The 18,277-nt window shown below is 69.9% G+C and carries 17 protein-coding genes and 1 pseudogene; 8 read left to right on the forward strand and 10 right to left on the reverse strand.

Translation table 11 applies throughout. From position 1 onward, the window contains the following. The first annotated feature begins 68 nt into the window (after positions 1-68). The gene (purM, locus tag ATM97_RS15720; RefSeq protein WP_019044841.1) at positions 69-1,148 is read left to right on the forward strand and encodes a phosphoribosylformylglycinamidine cyclo-ligase; all 1,080 of its coding nucleotides are present in this window, start codon (positions 69-71) and stop codon (positions 1,146-1,148) included. Between the two features lie 290 nt (positions 1,149-1,438). Here the strand turns inward: purM and ATM97_RS15725 are convergent, their stop codons facing one another. The 4 genes from ATM97_RS15725 to ATM97_RS15740 form a co-directional block, all read right to left on the reverse strand. Continuing rightward, positions 1,439-1,663, reverse strand: a complete 225-nt coding sequence (locus tag ATM97_RS15725) for a DUF3073 domain-containing protein (protein ID WP_218718756.1) — start codon at positions 1,661-1,663, stop codon at positions 1,439-1,441. 175 nt (positions 1,664-1,838) lie between these two features. Beyond that, positions 1,839-2,789: an asparaginase gene (locus ATM97_RS15730; protein WP_218718757.1), complete on the reverse strand. Its 951-nt coding sequence runs from the start codon at positions 2,787-2,789 to the stop codon at positions 1,839-1,841. Then, on the reverse strand, positions 2,786-3,454 hold the full coding sequence (locus ATM97_RS15735) for an MOSC domain-containing protein (protein WP_218718758.1): 669 nt from the start codon (positions 3,452-3,454) through the stop codon (positions 2,786-2,788). Before ATM97_RS15735 ends, ATM97_RS15730 begins: the two co-directional genes overlap by 4 nt. A gap of 11 nt (positions 3,455-3,465) precedes the next feature. Beyond that, a complete protein-coding gene (locus ATM97_RS15740; RefSeq protein WP_374104864.1) occupies positions 3,466-4,581 on the reverse strand; it encodes a folate-binding protein YgfZ in 1,116 nt (371 codons plus the stop codon). Between the two features lie 110 nt (positions 4,582-4,691). On the opposite strand from ATM97_RS15740, the gene ATM97_RS15745 reads away from it, so the two are divergent. From ATM97_RS15745 to cydC, 5 genes and pseudogenes are all read left to right on the forward strand, one after another. Then, positions 4,692-5,594, forward strand: a complete 903-nt coding sequence (locus ATM97_RS15745; RefSeq protein ID WP_218718760.1) for an aminodeoxychorismate lyase — start codon at positions 4,692-4,694, stop codon at positions 5,592-5,594. Positions 5,595-5,771: 177 nt separating this feature from the next. Continuing rightward, positions 5,772-7,268: a cytochrome ubiquinol oxidase subunit I gene (locus ATM97_RS15750; RefSeq protein ID WP_218718761.1), complete on the forward strand. Its 1,497-nt coding sequence runs from the start codon at positions 5,772-5,774 to the stop codon at positions 7,266-7,268. A gap of 9 nt (positions 7,269-7,277) precedes the next feature. Further along, positions 7,278-8,306 (forward strand): cytochrome d ubiquinol oxidase subunit II, encoded by a 1,029-nt coding sequence (gene cydB, locus ATM97_RS15755; RefSeq protein ID WP_218718762.1) that lies wholly within the window; start codon positions 7,278-7,280, stop codon positions 8,304-8,306. 3 nt (positions 8,307-8,309) lie between these two features. Further along, a pseudogene (gene cydD / locus ATM97_RS15760) lies at positions 8,310-10,142 on the forward strand (thiol reductant ABC exporter subunit CydD); the annotation flags it as partial. Positions 10,143-10,585: 443 nt separating this feature from the next. Beyond that, positions 10,586-12,439: a thiol reductant ABC exporter subunit CydC gene (cydC, locus tag ATM97_RS15765; RefSeq protein WP_255587859.1), complete on the forward strand. Its 1,854-nt coding sequence runs from the start codon at positions 10,586-10,588 to the stop codon at positions 12,437-12,439. Positions 12,440-12,723: 284 nt separating this feature from the next. Here cydC and ATM97_RS15770 read toward each other — a convergent pair whose 3' ends face one another. The 6 genes from ATM97_RS15770 to ATM97_RS15795 all read right to left on the reverse strand — a co-directional run bounded on the left by ATM97_RS15770 (position 12,724) and on the right by ATM97_RS15795 (position 16,939). Beyond that, positions 12,724-13,416 (reverse strand): FABP family protein, encoded by a 693-nt coding sequence (locus ATM97_RS15770; protein ID WP_218718765.1) that lies wholly within the window; start codon positions 13,414-13,416, stop codon positions 12,724-12,726. Positions 13,417-13,673: 257 nt separating this feature from the next. After that, entirely contained in the window at positions 13,674-13,979 is a 306-nt protein-coding gene (locus tag ATM97_RS15775; RefSeq protein WP_022565856.1) for a DUF1416 domain-containing protein, read from the reverse strand. A 4-nt stretch (positions 13,980-13,983) separates the two neighbouring features. Beyond that, the gene (locus ATM97_RS15780) at positions 13,984-14,817 is read right to left on the reverse strand and encodes a sulfurtransferase (RefSeq protein ID WP_019044855.1); all 834 of its coding nucleotides are present in this window, start codon (positions 14,815-14,817) and stop codon (positions 13,984-13,986) included. Positions 14,818-14,848: 31 nt separating this feature from the next. After that, positions 14,849-15,394, reverse strand: coding sequence for a DUF4395 domain-containing protein (locus tag ATM97_RS15785; RefSeq protein ID WP_255587837.1), 546 nt, complete (start codon positions 15,392-15,394; stop codon positions 14,849-14,851). Positions 15,395-15,662: 268 nt separating this feature from the next. Beyond that, on the reverse strand, positions 15,663-16,097 hold the full coding sequence (locus ATM97_RS15790; RefSeq protein ID WP_218718766.1) for a thioredoxin family protein: 435 nt from the start codon (positions 16,095-16,097) through the stop codon (positions 15,663-15,665). Beyond that, positions 16,094-16,939 carry an LmeA family phospholipid-binding protein gene (locus ATM97_RS15795; RefSeq protein WP_218718767.1) on the reverse strand — a complete coding sequence of 282 codons (846 nt, stop codon included), beginning with the start codon at positions 16,937-16,939 and terminating at the stop codon, positions 16,094-16,096. The genes ATM97_RS15790 and ATM97_RS15795 overlap by 4 nt, the downstream gene beginning before the upstream one ends. A gap of 184 nt (positions 16,940-17,123) precedes the next feature. On the opposite strand from ATM97_RS15795, the gene ATM97_RS15800 reads away from it, so the two are divergent. Beyond that, positions 17,124-17,885, forward strand: coding sequence for a response regulator transcription factor (locus tag ATM97_RS15800; protein WP_218718768.1), 762 nt, complete (start codon positions 17,124-17,126; stop codon positions 17,883-17,885). 68 nt (positions 17,886-17,953) lie between these two features. Further along, positions 17,954-18,277: GNAT family N-acetyltransferase (locus ATM97_RS15805; RefSeq protein ID WP_218718769.1), on the forward strand; the 324-nt coding region annotated here is incomplete at its 3' end.

Genomic DNA, 18,277 nt, shown 5'->3' on the forward strand with positions numbered 1-18,277 from the left:
TGAACCGGCGGATCACTTAGAGTTACTAGGCATCTGTCCGCCGATTCGGTTTGGAGCTTTCCCCCACAATGACTGAACAGACCCCCAGCGGTGCCGGCGCTTCCTACGCCGCGGCAGGCGTGGACATCGAAGCCGGTGACCGCGCCGTCGAATTGTTCGGACCATTGGCGAAGAAGGCCAGCCGACCCGAGGTGCAGGGTGGGCTAGGCGGCTTCGCCGGCCTGTTCGCCCTCAAGGGCGGATACCGCGAGCCGCTGCTGGCCGCGTCCACCGACGGTGTCGGCACGAAGATCGCCGTCGCCCAGGCGCTGGACAAGCACGACACCGTCGGCCTCGACCTGGTCGCCATGGTCGTCGACGACCTGGTGGTCTGTGGCGCCGAGCCGCTGTTCCTGCAGGACTACATCGCCATCGGCAAGGTCGTCCCGGAGAAGGTCGCCGAGCTGGTCTCCGGCATCGCCGAGGGCTGCATCAAGGCAGGCTGCGCGCTGCTCGGCGGCGAGACCGCGGAGCACCCGGGCCTGATGGACCCCGACGACTACGACCTGTCCGCCACCGGCGTCGGCGTCGTCGAGGCCGACTCGGTGCTCGGCCCCGACCGCGTGCGCCCCGGCGACGTCGTCATCGCGATGGGCTCCTCGGGCCTGCACTCCAACGGCTACAGCCTGGCCCGCAAGGTCCTGCTCGACATCGACCGGATGTCGCTGACCGGCTATGTCGAGGAGTTCGGCCGCACCCTCGGTGAGGAACTGCTCGAGCCGACCCGGATCTACGCCAAGGACTGCCTGGCGCTGATCGCCGAGACCGATGTGCGCACCTTCTCGCACGTCACCGGTGGTGGCCTGGCCGCCAACCTGGCGCGCGTGCTGCCCGCCGGCCTGGTCGCCGAACTGGACCGCGGCACTTGGAACCCGGCGCCGGTGTTCAAGATGATCGCTCAGCGCGGCCGGGTCGAGCGGGTCGAGATGGAGAAGACGTTCAACATGGGCGTCGGCATGGTCGCCATCGTCGCGCCCGAGGACGCCGATCGCGCGCTGGCGGTGCTCACCGCCCGCCACATCGACTGCTGGACCCTGGGCCAGGTCAAGAAGGCCGCCGACGCCGACGCCCCGCGCGCCGTGCTGCTGGGCGATCACCCCAGGTTCTGACGCACTCCGTCCACCACGTGAGCCGGGTCGCCGCCGCGACCCGGCTCACGTCTTTGCAACGGCGTGTTTTGTTCGCCGTAGGAACGGCTATCCCTCACGAGTGGGGTAGGTGCCCGTCGGCTCGGGGCGGTCGGGGTCCCGAGGCGGCGAACACGACGAGCGTCCTGTGTGTGCACAGGACGCTCGTCGTCTATTCGGATGTTCGCCGTACTGCTGCGAGCCTGGGTCGCTGCCGGAACAACGGTTGAAGGGGGAGGCCGCGTGGCCTCCCCCTTTTCACCGGCGTTCGATCAGCGACGCCAGCTGTCGTAGTCGTCGTCCTCGTTGTTCCAACGGGACGGCGAATCGTCTGCGTCGTGCTCATCGGAAAGTACGCCGCCACTCCTTGGTTGGGAGTGGAGCGGAGTGCTATCCGACAGCTCGCGCTGAAGGCTCGCGAAGTCGGTCGGCGCGGAGCTGTACTTGAGCTCACGTGCGACTTTGGTCTGCTTTGCCTTAGCCCGGCCACGGCCCATGGCTGACCCCCTCGCGTCACTGCGGGGCGGCCTGGGGTTTGTTGGCGGCCCCGTTCGAATTAATACTCTTCCTGACAGACACTTTAGCGTGTGTTAGACGGTCGCGCTCCCAGGAGTGGGTGAAGAACTGCCGAACCGCCGCCGTTTGCCCCTTCTTCGCCCAGACCGCCTGGTCTCAGAGCACGCCCGGGATCGCGCGGATGACGCCGACTCTGGCGTCGCCGCCGAGCACCGCGGTGGCCGCGAGCTCGGTGTGCTGGTCGGTCCAGTCGACCCCGAGTCTGCGCAGAATCGCCAGCGTCAGCGGCATCCGGGCCCGGTCGTGACCGTCGTCGATCTTGTACGCGAAGGCCCTGCCGTCGGGCAGCGCGCCGGCGTGCACACCGTCGGCGCCGATCTTGCAGAACAGGCCGGGGGTGGCCGCCATGGCCAGCAGGTCCGGGCCCTTCGTGCCCGAAATCACTCGCGGATTCGCCCGAACGGCATCGGCGATCCGGCGCGGCGCGGTACCGGGCTCGGCCGTGGTGAAGCCGGCGAACGCGCGCGCGAGATTGATCAGCGAGACGGGCACGATCGGCAGGCCGCAGCCGTCGATGCCCAGGTCGGTCTCCGGTTCGCCGGTGACGTCGGCGACGGTGGTGAGCACGGCCTGCTGCAACGGGTGCTCGACCTCGAGATACCCGGTGCGCGGCCAGTCGTTGATCACGCAGGTGGCCAGCATCGCCGCGTGTTTGCCCGAGCAGTTCATGTACAGCGGGCTCGGACCCGAGCCGGTGAGCGCGGCGGCGCGGGCCCGTTCCTCGAAGGGCAGGTCGGGCGGGCAGGCGAGGTCGGACGGGGTGAAGCCGTAGCGGTCGAGCAGCCTGCGGACCAGGACGATGTGGTCGGGCTCGCCGAAATGGGAGGCGGTGGCCACGGCCAGCTCGGCGTCGTCGAGGGGGTCGAAACCGTTGCGCAGCAGGGTCAACGCCTGCATCGGCTTGTTGGTCGAGCGGGGGAAGATCGGGCCGTGCACCTCGCCGAGTTCGAGCGTCGGCGTGCCGTCGGCGTCGAGCACGACCACCGATCCGCGGTGCACGCACTCCCGGAAGCCCGAACGGACCACCTCGACCAGTTCCACGCTCATGGGCTGACCTCCACGGTGACGCCGGCCCGGGTTCGGGTGTGCCGGTCGATCTGCATGCGGACATCGTCGGAGATGGTCGGTTCCTCGGTGCGCAGGCGCTCCAGTAGGGCGGGGTCGGCGCCGGTGAACAGATCGCGCACGGTGATGCCGTGGCCGGGCACCGCGAGCACGCGGACCTCGTCACCCGCGCCGATCGTGCCCTCGGTGAGGACCCGGAAGTAGGCGCCGGTATCGGACTGGAGCGTGAAGCGCTTGACCCACTGCCGCTCACCCGCCCACTGCTGGAAGGTCGAGCACGGGACGCGCGGGGCGCTGACCTCGAGCAGGGTTTCGCCGATGGCCAGGTGCGCGCCGAGCACCGCGTCGCTGATCGGGAGCCCGCTCAGCCGCAGGTTCTCGCCGAACCAGCCCGCGGGAAGCTCGCGGTCGAGTTCGCTCGCCCAGCGGCGGGCGTCCTCCTCGGCGTAGGCGTAGACGGCCTGGTGCACGCCGCCGTGGTTGACGGTGTCGCAGACGTGGTCGCCGGCCAAGCCCAGCACGCCGACCGCGACCCGCCCGTCGACCGGGCGCTTGTCGATCGCGGTGCGGCCGACGCGGGTGCGCACCTCGAGTTCGGCGTGCACGACGCACACGGCCTCGACCCGGCCGGTGTCACCGACACGCATGAGCTCGCGGCTCATCGCCCGCGCAGCCGGTCGACAGCGGCCCGGCCCGCCTGCACGACATCGTCGGCGGGGATCGAGTCGGGGTCGATGGCGGCGGCCATGGAGCCGACCACCAGTTCGGTGCCCGCGGGGACCGACCGTTTGATCAGCGCCAGCGCGATCGGGCCGAGTTCGTAGTGGTCGACGACCGTGCCGAGCCTGCCGACCGTGCGGCCACCCGCGGTGACGTCGTCGCCGACGGCGGGGCGTTCGTCGGCGGAACCGTCCAGGTGCAACAGCACCAGGTTGCGCGGCGGCTTGCCCAGATTGTGCACCCGGGCGACCGTCTCCTGGCCGCGGTAGCAGCCCTTGTTCAGGTGCACCGCGCCGTGCTCGTCGACGCCGCCGATCCAGCGGGCCTCGTGCGGGATGGTGCGCTCGTCGGTGTCGACGCCGATCCGGGGCCGCAGCTCGGCCACCCGCAGGGCCTCGAACGCCCACATCCCCGCGGGCTCGGCCCCGGCCTGGGTGAGCTTGGTCCACCAGGTGGTGAGCTCGGCGCGGGGGACGACGAGATCGAAGGAATCGGCGCTCGGCCACGGCATGCGGCGCAGGAAACCGCCGCCCGGCAGGGCGACGGCGGCGTACACCTCGGGCAGCGCCTCGACACCGAGCGCGTCGAGCAGCGTCGCGACGCGGGGACCGAGCAGGCTCAGCACGGCGTAGTCGGGCGCGGCCTCGGGCTTGGCGTCGGCCCAGAAGACCATCTTCTGGAGGAACGACAGCAGGTCGGCGCCGCGCTCGGCCTCGGTGTCGAGCCAGACGGTGCCGTCGAGATCGGTGAGTACGAAGTGGTGCAGCACCCGGCCGTTGAGGTCGAGGTCCAGATTCTCGGCGCTGTGCCCGTCGGGCAGCGCGGCGATGTGCTGGCTGGTGATGGTGTGCAGCCAGCTCAGGCGCTCGGCGCCGGTGATCCTGGCGACGCTGCGATGCGAGCGATCGACCACCGCGACCCGCTGCGCGGCGGCCTTCTGTTCGCCGAACGGATCGCCGTAATGCCAGGCGACGGCGGCGTCCGGGGAACCCGGAGCGCCCGCGACGGCACCCGGAGTGTGGAGAACAGGACTGGGGGCGACAACCACCGACACATCGACCACTGTAGGCGCGTCTACCGACACACGCCGCAGCCGGGCGTCCGAGCATGCCCCAATGTGCGCAGCCGTAGGCATAACGGACCGATAACGCCTACGCTCGTCACATGGGAGAACGGGTTCTTGTGACACTCGACGGCGCGGTCGCTGATGCGGACGCGCCGTCGCTTTATGCCGACGACATCGGCGCACTGCGCGGCGATGGCGTCTTCGAAACTATTTTGGTGCGCGGCGGCACGGCGACCGCGCTGGAATTCCACTTGGCCAGGCTGCGGCGGTCGGCGCAGGCGCTGGATCTGCCGGAGCCGGGGCTGTCGAAATGGCGCTCCGCGGTGGAGGTCGCGGTCAAGGAATGGGGCTCCGAGGAAGAGGGCATGCTGCGGCTCATCTACACCCGCGGCCGCGACTCGGAGTACGACGCGCCGACCGGTCTGACCTCGACCGACCCCAAGCCCACCGCGTACGTGCTCGTCTCCCCGGTACCGGCCCGCGTCGCGACCGCCCGCGCCGAAGGCGTCAAGGTGATGTCGCTGGCCCGTGGCATCTCGGTCGACCTCGCCCAGGCGGCGCCGTGGCAGCTGCTCGGCGCGAAGACGCTGTCCTACGCGACCAATATGGCCGCGCTGCGCTTCGCCCGCCGGATGGGCGCCGAGGACGTGATCTTCCACAGCACCGAGCACCGCGTGCTCGAGGGTCCGCGCTCGACTGTGGTGATCGCCCGTGACAAGCAGCTCATCACCCCGCCGGCCAAGAGCGGAGTGCTGCCCGGGGTCACGCAGCGTTCGCTGTTCGCGGTCGCGGAGAAGCAGGGCTGGGAGTGCAAGTACCAGTCGCTGTTCACCGCCGACCTGTTCGACTGCGACAGCATCTGGCTGCTGTCGAGCATCACGCTGGCCGCGCGGGTGAACCAGCTCGACGGCGTGCGCATGTCGGCACCGGACAATGCGCAGGAAATCATCGATATGGTGGATCTGGGGATCGAACGGCCGGGGACCATCGGCGACTGGTGAGTCGTGTGAGGGGCACGGGTGGGCGTGCCCCTGCGGCGCCGGGATCGCCCGGTCGGACCGCGTATATCCAATCGTGCAGCAATTTTCCGGCGTGTCGTGGCGGTTGTCACGCTCACCAGCGGTAGATCCAGGCGTACGATCTACTACGACTTGTCGTAGTAGAAGCTGGAGGGTCGGATGGACATTGTGGACGTCTCCCGGTGGCAATTCGGTATCACCACCGTCTATCACTTCATCTTCGTTCCGCTGACCATCGGCCTCGCGCCGCTGATCGCCATGATGCAGACCGCCTGGGTGATCACCGGCAAGGAACACTGGTACCGGCTCACGAAGTTCTTCGGCAAACTGTTCCTGATCAACTTCGCCATCGGTGTCGCGACCGGCATCGTCCAGGAATTCCAGTTCGGCATGAACTGGAGCGAGTACTCCCGGTTCATCGGCGACATCTTCGGCGCGCCACTGGCGCTGGAAGCGCTCATCGCCTTCTTCATGGAGTCGACGTTCATCGGCCTGTGGATCTTCGGCTGGACCCGGCTCCCGAAACTGGTGCACCTGGCGACCATCTGGATCGTCGCCTTCGGTGTGAACGCCTCGGCCTACTTCATCGTCGCCGCGAACTCGTTCATGCAGCACCCGGTCGGCGCGCGCTACAACCCCGAGACCAAACGCGCTGAGCTGGAAAGCATCTGGGCGCTGCTCACCAACAACACGACGCTGGCCGCGTTCCCGCACGTCGTCGCGGGCGCGTTCCTCACCGCGGGCACCTTCGTCGCCGGGATCGCCGGCTGGTGGATGGTGCGCAACGCGCGCAGCGGCGACCCGGCGAAACTCGAGGACGCGCGCACCATGTGGCGGCCGGTGGGGCGGGCCTCGCTGGTGGTCGTCGCGCTGGCCGGTGTCGCGGTGATCTTCACCGGCGACATCCAGGGCAAGCTGATGTTCCAACAGCAGCCGATGAAGATGGCCTCGGCGGAATCGCTGTGCCACACCCAGACCGACCCCGACTTCTCCATCCTGACCGTCGGCACCCACAACAACTGCGACAGTGTCACCCACGTGCTCGAGGTGCCCTACGTGCTGCCGTACCTGGCCGAGGGCCAGTTCACCGACGTCACCCTCGACGGCGTCGTCGACCTCCAGCAGACCTACACCGTCAAGTACGGTCCCGGCGACTACCGGCCGAACCTGTTCGTCACCTACTGGTCCTTCCGCGCCATGATCGGCCTGGCCGCCGGTTCGGTGCTGCTGCTGCTCGTTGGCTTCTGGGTGACCCGCGGCGGCCGGGTGCCCGACCAACGCTGGTTCTCCTGGCTGAGCCTGATCGCGATTCCCACGCCCTTCCTGGCCAACAGCGCGGGCTGGGTGTTCACCGAGATGGGCCGTCAGCCGTGGGCGGTGGTGCCCAACCCGACCGGCGACCCGAACATCCGGATGACGGTGCAGCAGGCCGTCTCCGACCACGCCCCGGCGACGGTGATCTTCTCGCTGATCGTGTTCACCCTGCTCTACGGCGTGCTGGCGGTGGTGTGGTTCTACCTGATCCGCCGGTACACGATCGCCGGGCCGGACGAGCCGACGCCGCCGACCCCGGGCGACGGGCCCGACGGCCCGGACACCGGCAGGCATCGCAAACCGGAAGAGCCTGCCGTCGAGCAACTTTCCTTCGCTTACTAGGAGCCGGTGATGGATCTGCAGCAATTCTGGTTCGTCCTGATCGGCGTGCTCTTCACCGGCTACTTCGTGCTGGAGGGCTTCGACTTCGGCGTCGGCATGCTGATGCCGATCATCGGCAAGGGCTCCGATGCCCGCAGGCGCGTGGTGCTCAACACCATCGGTCCCGTGTGGGACGCCAACGAGGTGTGGCTGATCACCGCGGGCGGCGCGATGTTCGCGGCGTTCCCCGAGTGGTACGCGAGCATGTTCTCCGGGTTCTACCTGGCGCTGTTGCTGCTGCTGGTCGCGCTGATCCTGCGGATCTGCGCGATCGAGTACCGCGCCAAGATCAACGATCCGAAGTGGCGGACCTGGTGCGACATCGGCATCGGGATCGGCTCCTGGATCCCGGCGCTGGCCTGGGGCTGGGTGTTCGCGAACCTGGTGCGCGGCGTGCCGCTGAACGACAAGCGCCAGATCGTCGGCTCGGTCTGGGACCTGCTCAGCCCGTACGCCCTGCTCGGCGGCCTGGCGACCGGCATCCTGTTCGCGCTGCACGGCGCGGTGTTCCTGGTCCTCAAGACCGGCGGCGAGGTCCGCGACGACGCGCAGCGCATCGTCCGGCTGCTGCTGGTGCCGACCGCGGTGATCGTCGGCGCGTTCGGGCTGTGGACCCAGCTCGCCTACGGCGCCGGCTGGACCTGGGCGGCGCTGGGCGCGGCCGTGCTCGGCCTGGTGCTCGCCGGCGCGGCGAACGTGGCCGGGCGCGACGGCTGGGCCTTCGTGGGCACCACGCTCACCGTGGCCTCGGCGACCGTGCTCATCGTCGGCTCGATGTACCCGAACGTGCTGCCCTCGACCATCAGCCCGCTGTACGACCTGAACATCTACAACGCCTCCTCCAGCGCCTACACGCTGAAGGTGATGAGCTGGGCCGCCGTGCTGGCCACCCCGGTGGTGCTGGTCTACCAGGGCTGGACGTACTGGGTGTTCCGCAAGCGGCTGACCGTCGAGCAGATTCCGGCGCCGACCGGGCTGCCGCTGAGCAGCAAGGACTGAGCGATGGCACGGGCGGACGCGGCCGGGTCGGCCGCAGCGCGCGAGAGCGCAGGCCGTCGTCCGCCCGTCGACCCGCGGCTGTGGCGCTACGCCCGCTCGGTGCGGCCGCACCTGGTGGTGTCGGTGCTGCTCGCGCTGGTCATCACGGCCACGATCGTGGCGATGGCGGTGCTGCTCGGCCGGGTGCTCGCGGGGGTGATCACCGATCCCGGCAAGCGTGAGTTCGCCGCGTGGACGGGCGAATTGCTCGGCCTCGTGGTCGCGATCGCGGTGCGCACGGCGGCGAGCTGGTGGCAGGCGCGGCTGGCGCATCGGGCGGGCGCCACGGTGGTCGCCGAGCTCGAGTCGGCGGTGCTGCGGGCCGGAGCCGAGCTGCCGCCCCGCGAACTCGACGCCCGCCGGACCGAGATCGCGGTGGTCGTCGGGAACGGGCTCAGCGGGTTGCGCGGCTGGTTCACCGGTTATCTGCCCGCCCTGCTGCTGGCCTGCCTGGTGCCGCCGATCGTGGTGGTGGTCATCGCCTTCCACGATCCGACCTCGGCGCTCGTCGCCATCATCACGGTGCCGCTGATCCCGCTGTTCATGATTCTCATCGGCCTGCTCACCCAGGGCCGTGCCGAGGCGACCCTCGCCGCGACCACGCGCCTGTCCGACCAGCTCCTCGATTTGTTCGCCGGGATGCCGACGCTGCGCGCCCTCGGCCGTGAGGGACCCGACGGGCCGAGCATGGTGCATCAGGTCCGGGCACTGGGGGATTCGCTGCGCCGGCGGACCATGCGGGCGCTGCGGATCGCCTTCCTGTCCTCGATGGTGCTGGAATCGCTGGCGACCCTGAGCGTCGCCCTGATCGCCGTCGCCATCGGTCTGCGGCTGGTCTACGGCGAGATGACGTTGTACGCCGGGCTCGTCGCGCTGATCCTCGCCCCGGAGGTGTACTGGCCGCTGCGGCAGGTGGGGGAGAAGTTCCACGCGGCGCAGGACGGGATGGCGGCGGCGGACAAGGCCTTCGCGGTGCTGGCGAATTCGGCTCCTGGGCACACGGATTCGATGGACTCCCGGTCCGGCGGGGCGGTTCCCGGCGCCCGCGCGATCGGTGGGGCCGAAGACGCCGTCGCGGGTGAACCCGGGATAGGCGTCGAGGGTGCCGAAGCGATCGAGCGCGGGGGCGATGCTGGACGTGCCGACGGCAGGGGTTCGCGAATCGCGGTGCGCGGGTTGACCATCGCCGCGCGATCCGGGAACGCGCCGGATCGCCTGACCGCTGAACTGGCCCCGGGCCTGGTCACGGTGCTCACCGGACCGAACGGGTGCGGCAAATCGACCACGCTGCAAGCGATTCTGGGCCTGATCTCGCCCGAGGCGGGCGCGATCCTCGTCGACGGCGCCGACGTCCGCACCCTCGACCCGGACAGCTGGTGGGCCCGCATCGCCTGGCTGCCCCAGCGTCCGGTGCTGGTCCCGGGCACCCTGCGCGAGAACATCGCACTGCTCGGCGCGCACTCCGCCACCGACCTCGACGAGATCAGCGCCGCGACGGGATTCGACGCGGTGCTCGACGAACTCCCCGACCGCTGGGATACCAGGGTCGGCCAGGGCGGCCTCGGCCTGTCCCTCGGCCAGCGCCAACGCCTCGCCCTCACCCGCGTGCTGGCCGCCCGCCGCCCCATCCTCCTGCTCGACGAACCCACCGCACACCTCGACTCCCACAGCGAACAGCGGGTGCTGGCCACCCTGCGCACCCTCGCCGCCGCGGGCGCGACCGTCGTCGTCATCGGTCATCGCCCGACCGTGCTGGCCGCCGCCGACGTCGTCGTGGACGTGGAGGGAAGCAGCGCGCCCGGCGCAGGCGCCTCCGACGACCCCGGTCTGCCGGCTGTGCCCGGCACCAGCACGTCGCCCGATACCTTGCCGGACAACGGCATCGACAGCGAGTGCACCGACCGCGACCACGGCGTCCGGCCGACCGATGTCGGCGCGGAGTCGCGCGGCGAAGTCGCGGATGGTGGACGGGCGGCAGCGGACGCAGAGCGTGTGTTGCCGGACAGTCCGGCGGACACCATCGGTGAATGCGGTGAGGCCGCATGGAGCGATAGCGCCGCAACCTGCGGGTGCGGCGCGGTCGGTGCCGAAGAGGGATCGGGCGGTGAAGCGGGCTCGGTGGGCCGAGGCCGGGGCGGTGCGGTGGTTCGTGGGGTGGTGGGGGTGTCGGTGTCATGAGTGGAATCGGTGCGGTGCGTGGGGGTTCCGGGCGCGGGTCGCTGGTGCGGGATCTGCGGGAGATGTGGCAGTTGCTGGCGCTGTCGCCGTGGCGGGTCCTGGTGGCGATCGCCTGGGGTGTGGCGGCGCTGGGCAGCGGGCTCGCGCTGGCCGCGCTGGCGGCCTGGTTGATCGCGCGGGCCTGGCAGATGCCGCCGGTGCTGTATCTGAGCGTGGCGGTGGTCGCGGTTCGGGCACTGGGGATCTCGCGCGGGCTGTGCCGCTACCTGGAGCGGCTGGCCAGCCATGATGTGGCGCTGCGGGCGATGACCTCGGCGCGGACCACGGTGTATCGCACACTCGCCCACGCGGATATCTGGTGGTGGGGTGGGGCAGCATCGGCCGATCGTCCGGAGATGACGGGGTCGGGCGGAGGGACCGACCTGCGGGCGACAGTGGGCACAGGCCGTGATCAATGGGAGCGCGCAGGCGATCTGACAGAACCCTCGGACCGGAGTGGCGACTTGGGGGAGTCTGCGGGCGGGAGCGGCGATCGGGGTGCGATTTCGGGTGGGGGCGGGGATCTGCGGGAGATGCGGCGGGGTGATCTGCTCGTGCGGATCGGTGCCGATATCGATGATCTCGGTGCGGTCGTGGTGCGGGTGCTGGTCCCGGTCGCCGTCGCGGTGGTGTTGTCGATCGCGGCGGTGGTGCTGATTGCGTTCATCTCCGTGCCCGCGGCGGGGATTCTGGCTGTCGCCCTTGCTGTTTCGGGGATGCTCGCACCGTGGCTCGCGGGGGTGGCGGCGCGGGAGGCCGAGCAGGCGGTGCGGGCCGATCGCGCGGCGTTCACGGCGGAGGCGGTCACCGTGCTCGACCACGCCGCCGAACTGCGGGTGGCGGGCCAGCTCGATGCCGCACTCGCGCAGGCGGACACGGCGATCGAGCGCGCGGTGCGGGCGGAGGACACCGCGGCGGCGCACAGCGCGTGGGCGGCCGCGGCCACTCCGCTGTCGATCGGCGTCAGCGCGCTCGGCGCCCTGCTGGTCGGCATCGCGGCCTACGGGCCCACCGGCGGACTCCCCGGCGGCATGACCCCGATGGCCCTCACCATCCTGGTCCTCGTCCCTCTCTCGGCCTTCGAAGCCGTCGGCGCCCTCCCCACCGCCGCGACCACCCTGACCACCTCCCGCGCCGCCCTCCACCGCCTCCGTGCCGCCGAGAGGGCCACGATCACCGACGCACCGCTCCCACCCGCCCGCACCGCGACGACGTCCCACGCGGCCGAGACGACCGGCACGGCCGGGCACAGCGCCGTGGCCCGCACCGAAGCGGACTCGCAGCGAGGAGCCGTCGACGAATTGTCCTCGTCGTGGATTCCGCTGCCGGAGGGCCGTCGGATCGTCGTCGTCGGGCCGAGCGGGGCGGGCAAGACGACCTTGCTCATGGCGTGGGCCGGCCTGTTCGACACCCCGCGCGAGGGCGTCACCTTCTTCGCCGAGGACGCCCACCTGTTCGGCACCTCGATCCTGGAGAACCTGCGTGTCGCCAAGGGTGATCTGACGGAGACCGACGCCGAGGCCGCGTTGCGCGCCGTCGGACTCGGTCCCTGGCTGGCATCGCTGCCCGAGGGGGTACACACCGGGCTCACGGCCGGGGCGGCCACGGTCTCGGGCGGCCAGCGCCGCCGCCTGCTGCTCGCCCGCGCGCTGGTCGCCCCGGCACGCACCCTGCTGCTCGACGAGCCCACCGAACACCTGGCAGCCGCCGAGGGGGAACAGCTGCTGCTGGACCTGCTCGATGCGGACAGCGGACTGGTCGCCCCGGATCGGACGGTCGTCGTCGTCACCCACCAGCTCCCGGCTTACCACCGGGCCGACACGGTCGTCACCGTCGACGCGACCGGCGCCTGCCACGTCGTCCACCCCGCGCGCTGACCGGCATCCGCCCAGCTCAGAGCCGCGAGAAAATCAATTGCCGACCTCGCGCCGCACCGATAGATTCATCGGTACACAAGAGAGGAGGTGGTCTGAAGAATGTATGTTCATCGGATGCGTGAGGTGGCTGCCCGCTAGCAGCTCCACTGCGGGAGATTCCCCAGCGGTGCGCTGAGCGAATCCCAGGCAGTCACCCGGCCCCCGAGCCCCCGGCCTATCCAACCGGGACCGCCGTGTTCCCGAACGCGGCGGAATGGCTCGGGGGTCGCTCCATTCGAGATCTGTCAGCCGATGTAGCGCTGCAAGCGGGCCGAGAGCCGGGGCTCGAGGGCGCCGTCGGCGTCGACTCGTTCCTCCACATAGGCCAGGTCGCCGCCGTCGACGATGCCGTAGAGGCGCTTGGCGCCGCCGACGACCGCGCCGGACTGGCTGCGGATCACCACATCGGTGGCCAGCTCCCAGGAGGACTGGGTGCGGGCGGTGCCGTAGAACAGCTCGACGATGCCGTTGCTGTGGGTGAGCAGGAGTTCGAGCATCTCGTCGTCGCCCTCGGTGCCGACGCGCCAGAAGCCGCTCTCACGCAGATCGGGGCGTTCGAAGTTGCCCTCGCCGTCGAGCTTCCAGGTCTGCGACTCCCAGACCAGGTAGTCGCCGCCGTCGTGCGAGACGACGATCTGCTGGCCGAAGCGGTAGTCGCCGTCGGCGGAGTGGTTGCCCTCGCCCTCGCCGCGCCATACGCCGACCAGCGGCAGCAACGCCAGCATGGCGTGGTTCAGATCGGGACCCTCGCGCAGATTCGCGGTGTCCTCGGGCAGGGGAAGACCCGGCAGGACCGAAATGTTCCGGACGCCGGTCTCTTTCGCCCGTTCGGCGGCGACGTTGACTGCCTCGTCACCGCTGCGACGCTCGGCCGGAGCGCCTTGCTCTGTGCTCGCTCGCTCGGCCGGATCGGAACCTTCGCTCGCGAGCCCGCTCATGACGCTGCTCCCATGGAGTCCTGAGCGGCGGCCTGCGTGGTTACGCTGCGCTGCCGCCTCCGGCCGCTGACGCTCATGACTCGGTGAAGAGCCGGTAGAAGACGTACAGGCCGAACCAGCCGATGAGGATCGACACGGCGATGAGGAGAATCTCGAAGAAGAGGACCACGAATCGGAGTCTAGCGAGTCCGGTGAGCGGACACGAAAACGGCCCTGGTAGTTCCCGCACAGGAACTACCAGGGCCGTTGTGAGGTTCTTACTTCGCGACCTCGACGTCCACCGAGTGGATGCCCGCGCCCTCGGGGCGGACCTCGGCCGAGCCGTTGCCCGACGAGGACAGCGCGCGCAGGGTCCACGAACCCGGCGCGGCGAAGAAGCGGAAGTCACCGGTGCCGGAGGCCACGACCTCGGCGGTGAAGTCACCGTTGCCGTCGAGCAGACGCACGAACGCGCCGCCCACCGGCTGACCGTCGGCGCTCAGGACACGGCCGGTGATGACCGTCTCCTTCTCCACGTCGACGCCGGCCGGGATGGCCTGACCCTGGGTAGGTGCTGCACACATAGATTTACGCTCCCAACTCGATAGGTGCACCGACGAGCGAACCGTATTCGGTCCAGCTGCCGTCGTAGTTCTTGACGTTCTGGTGGCCGAGCAGCTCCTGCAGCACGAACCAGGTGTGCGAGGAGCGCTCACCGATGCGGCAGTAGGCGATGGTCTCCTTCTCGCCGTCCAGGCCCGCGTCCTTGTACAGCTCGGCGAGCTCGGCGTCGGAACGGAAGGTGCCGTCCTCGTTGGCCGCCTTGCTCCACGGCACGTTGATCGCGCCGGGGATGTGGCCGGGACGCTGGCTCTGCTCCTGCGGCAGGTGCGCGGGAGCCAGGATCTTGCCGGAGAACTCGTCGGGCGAACGCACGTCGACCAGGTTCTTGGTGCCGATGGCGGCGATGACCTCGTCGCGGAACGCGCGGATCGAGGTGTCGGGGGCGGCGGCCTTGTACTGGGTGGCCGGACGCGAGACCGCGTCACGCGAGAGCGGGCGACCGTCGAGCTCCCACTTCTTGCGGCCGCCGTCGAGCAGCTTGACGTCGTTGTGGCCGTACAGCTTGAAGTACCAGTAGGCGTACGCCGCGAACCAGTTGTTGTTGCCGCCGTACAGGACGACGGTGTCGTCGTTGGCGATGCCGCGCGCGGAGAGCAGGTCGGAGAACTGCTCCTGGTTCACGAAGTCGCGACGAACCTGATCCTGCAGGTCGGTCTTCCAGTCCAGCCGGACGGCGCCCTCGATGTGGCCACCCTCGTAGGCGGAGGTGTCCTCGTCGACCTCGACGAAGACGACGCCGGGGGCGTTGAGGTTCTCTTCGGCCCAGTCAACGGAGACCAGGACATCGGAGCGAGCCATGTTGTTCCTTTCAGAGATGACTTGCAGGGGTTCAGTTCGATGCCGGGCCGGCGGAACTGGCGTCAGGCCCGGAGGAGGCAGCCTGCGTAACCACGGAGGGCCAGCCAGTTTCGCCGGACGATGCAGTGGACCGGCGGAAGCGGGCCACCAGGGGGTAGATCTGGCAGCCCAGGCAAACCCCGAACGCCGCGTTCAGGAACGCCGCGAACAGAGCGAAGCCGGCGAATACCGCGCCGACGATCGGGGAGCCGAGCACGAAGCCCAGCAGGGAGAGACCGGCGAACGCGAAGCCGAGCAGCTGCGCGAAACGCAGCGGCGGCACGGGCTCGGTCTCGGTGGTCGGACCGTTGCGCGGCGCGATCAGCGCGGCGTAGATCCGGCCGTAGGGGTGCTTGGCGGGGCCGCCGGAGGCGCCGATCGCGAACACCACGGCCTGCAGGCCGATCAGGATCGCGGCGGCGGTGGTCGAGAAGGCGGCGGTGACGAGCACCAGCACCAGCACGCCGGTGGTGATCCAGGCCACGAAGCGCGGCCCGCGAACATCGACGCGAGGTGGGGATTCAAGGGAAGTGGTCATCGTGCGAACTCCTGCGCTGAGTTGAGTCAGTGGGAACTGCAGTTCGCCGGGGGATCGTGTCGATCACTCGCGCGGCGGACAGAGGTCGGCGTCAGGAATCTCGGGAGAGAAGCCGACCGTTCAGCGGCACAGGCAGCAACAACCACCGAGCCGACACAGATCAACTGTGCGGCGTCGGGTGAGCATCAGCTCGTGGTCGGATTGCACGGGGAGTAGTTTACCCGGTCTCGTCGGGAAATGTCCCGGCCCCCCGGAACAGGGGGCCAGATCACACTGTCAGCGGTTCCAGCGCGGTGCGCAGATCGCCCGCCTTCGGCACGCCTGAGATGCGAAAACGCTCCTTGCCCTCGGCGTCGAAGACGAAGGTCGTCGGCAGCGACAGGACGTTGAGTTCCCTTGCCAGCGCGGGGTCGGCGTCGATGTCGATCTCGATGTCGCGCGGGGCGTTCGGAGAATCGGACAGGTCGGCGGTCACGCCGGCGACCACGCGGCGAACCGCGTCGCAGGGGCCACACCAGTCGGCCGAGAAGTGCAGCACCGCGGGGGTCGCCCCGGTGACGCCCGCCGCGTCCAGCAGGCGAGCGCGCTGGGCGGTCTCCGGGTCGAGGGTGGCCGGGCGGACCCGGCCCTGGTTGCGCCGCAGCAGCAGGCCGACCGCGACAGCGGCCAGCACGACGGCGGCGAGGATGGCTAGTTCGATCATGGTTGTAGCAATCGGTCCAGGTCGATGGTCAGGGAGCGGCCGACACCGTAGACGATGATCTGACCACCCTTGGCCTCCACTTCGGTGGGGGCGATGCCGAACGGCAATTCCTTGGTATCGATGGTACGGCTGAAGCGCTCGAGCACCGCGGGCTTGTCGACGTCGAGGATGTCGGTCTTGGTGGTCGAGACCGGCGTATCCGCGGTGGCGGAGCGGTCCTTGTAGAAGCGGGTGGCCTGGATGCGGATCTTGTCCCCGTCCAGCATCAGATCGGCTTCGACCTGTACTTCGACCCGAGTCGTGTTGTTGCCCGGGGTGACGCCCGGCGCGAGCACGCGGCCGTTGGCCGCCACCGGAAGTGTGCCCTTGAGCACATGGGCGCCCGCGGTGGTCAGGCCGGAACCGCCCGAACCGCCGGTGCCGTCGGCCTTGTCGGCGGGCGGGCCGAGGACCTGCAGATCGGGGATGCCGAACAGGCGGCCGAGCTCGGTCGGCTCGATCGCCATCTGGGCCTCGACCCGGTCGACCTGTACCGCGCGCGCCGTGCCGTCGAGCAGCTCGCTCGCCGAGGCGTGCAGTCCGTAGAGATTGGCCTCCAGAGCGATCTCGCCCGGAATATCTGGGCGCATGCTGCGGGCGCGGACCAGGACGTCGTCGTAGCGCCCCGACACCGCCTGGGCGATGAAGGGGAATCCCTTGATGGTCACTTCGGGGTCGGCCGACAGATCGGCTCCGGCCCGCAGTTGCCGCGACACGTGGTACTCGGTGTAGGCGGCGGCGCCGAAATCGATCACCACCGCCACCCCGGCCAGGCACAGCAGCCCGATGATCAGCTTGCGCATGCGAGCCAGCCTATCCGGCGCTACGGTTCGGGCGAAGCGCGCGCCGACGCGTTACCTCGCGGCCACCATGTTGCGAGGTCATGGCCGCGCACGCGCTAATGTTGCAGACGACTTACCTGTGTTTCGGCGACGTAGCTACGCGGCTGCTGTCGTCCGCGGAGCCACGAGATAGGAGGAGAGCCCGGTGGAGCTGCTCCTACTGACCTCCGACCCCAACCCCGATGCGGTGTTGCCGTCGTTGTCGCTGCTGGCGCACAACGTGCGGCCCGCGCCGACCGAGGTGTCGTCCCTGCTGGAGGCGGGCAGCGCGGATGTCGCGCTGGTCGACGCCAGAACCGACCTCGCCGCGGCCCGTGGACTGTGCAGGCTGCTCGGCAGCACCGGATCCTCGGTGCCGGTCGTCGCGGTGCTGACCGAGGGCGGTCTGGTGGCCGTCAACGCGGACTGGGGCCTGGACGACATCCTGCTGCCCGGCACCGGTCCCGCCGAGCTGGACGCGCGGCTGCGGCTGCTGGTCGGCCGCAACGGTGGGGTGGCCAGCCCCGAGAACACGGGCAAGATCACCCTGGGTGAGCTGGTGATCGACGAGGGCACCTACACCGCGCGGCTGCGTGGTCGCCCGCTCGACCTCACCTACAAGGAATTCGAACTGCTCAAGTACCTCGCCCAGCACGCGGGCCGGGTCTTCACCCGGGCCCAGCTGCTGCAGGAGGTGTGGGGCTACGACTTCTTCGGCGGCACCCGCACCGTCGACGTGCACGTGCGGCGCCTGCGCGCCAAGTTGGGCAGCGAGTACGAATCGCTGATCGGCACCGTGCGCAATGTCGGCTACAAGGCGGTGCGCCCGGCCAGGACCCCCGCGGCCAAGGGCGAGGTGGTGAGTTTCCCGGACGAGGACATCGACGGCGACGACTCACTGGCCCCGCTCAACGGCACCGCGCAGTAGTCGCGCCGAGCAGCGCCAGGACGGCGCGGCGCGGCATCGGCCCGTCGCGCACAGCGAGGAGGACGTCGATGCCGCACACAGCAACCCTGACCTGGACCGAACGGGTCGAGCCGGGGAGCGTGCCGCTGGTGCGTGAGCTGCTGGCCAGGGCGAAGGCCGCCGATGGCGTCGCACCGGTGTCGGAACAGGCGGTGCTTTCTCTCGCCGAGGCCGATCCGGCGACCAGGCATCTGCTGGCCGAACGCGCGGGCGAGATCGTCGGCTACGCCAATCTCGTTGCGGCACATGACGAACACCCCGCGATGGCCGAGATCGCGGTCGACCCGGCCGCGCGCGGCGCCGGCGTCGGCACCGCACTCGTGCGCGCCGCGCTGGCCGAGGGCGGCGCCGGC

This window comes from Nocardia sp. MH4 (assembly GCF_019266065.1).
Classification (GTDB): Bacteria; Actinomycetota; Actinomycetes; order Mycobacteriales; family Mycobacteriaceae; genus Nocardia; species Nocardia canadensis.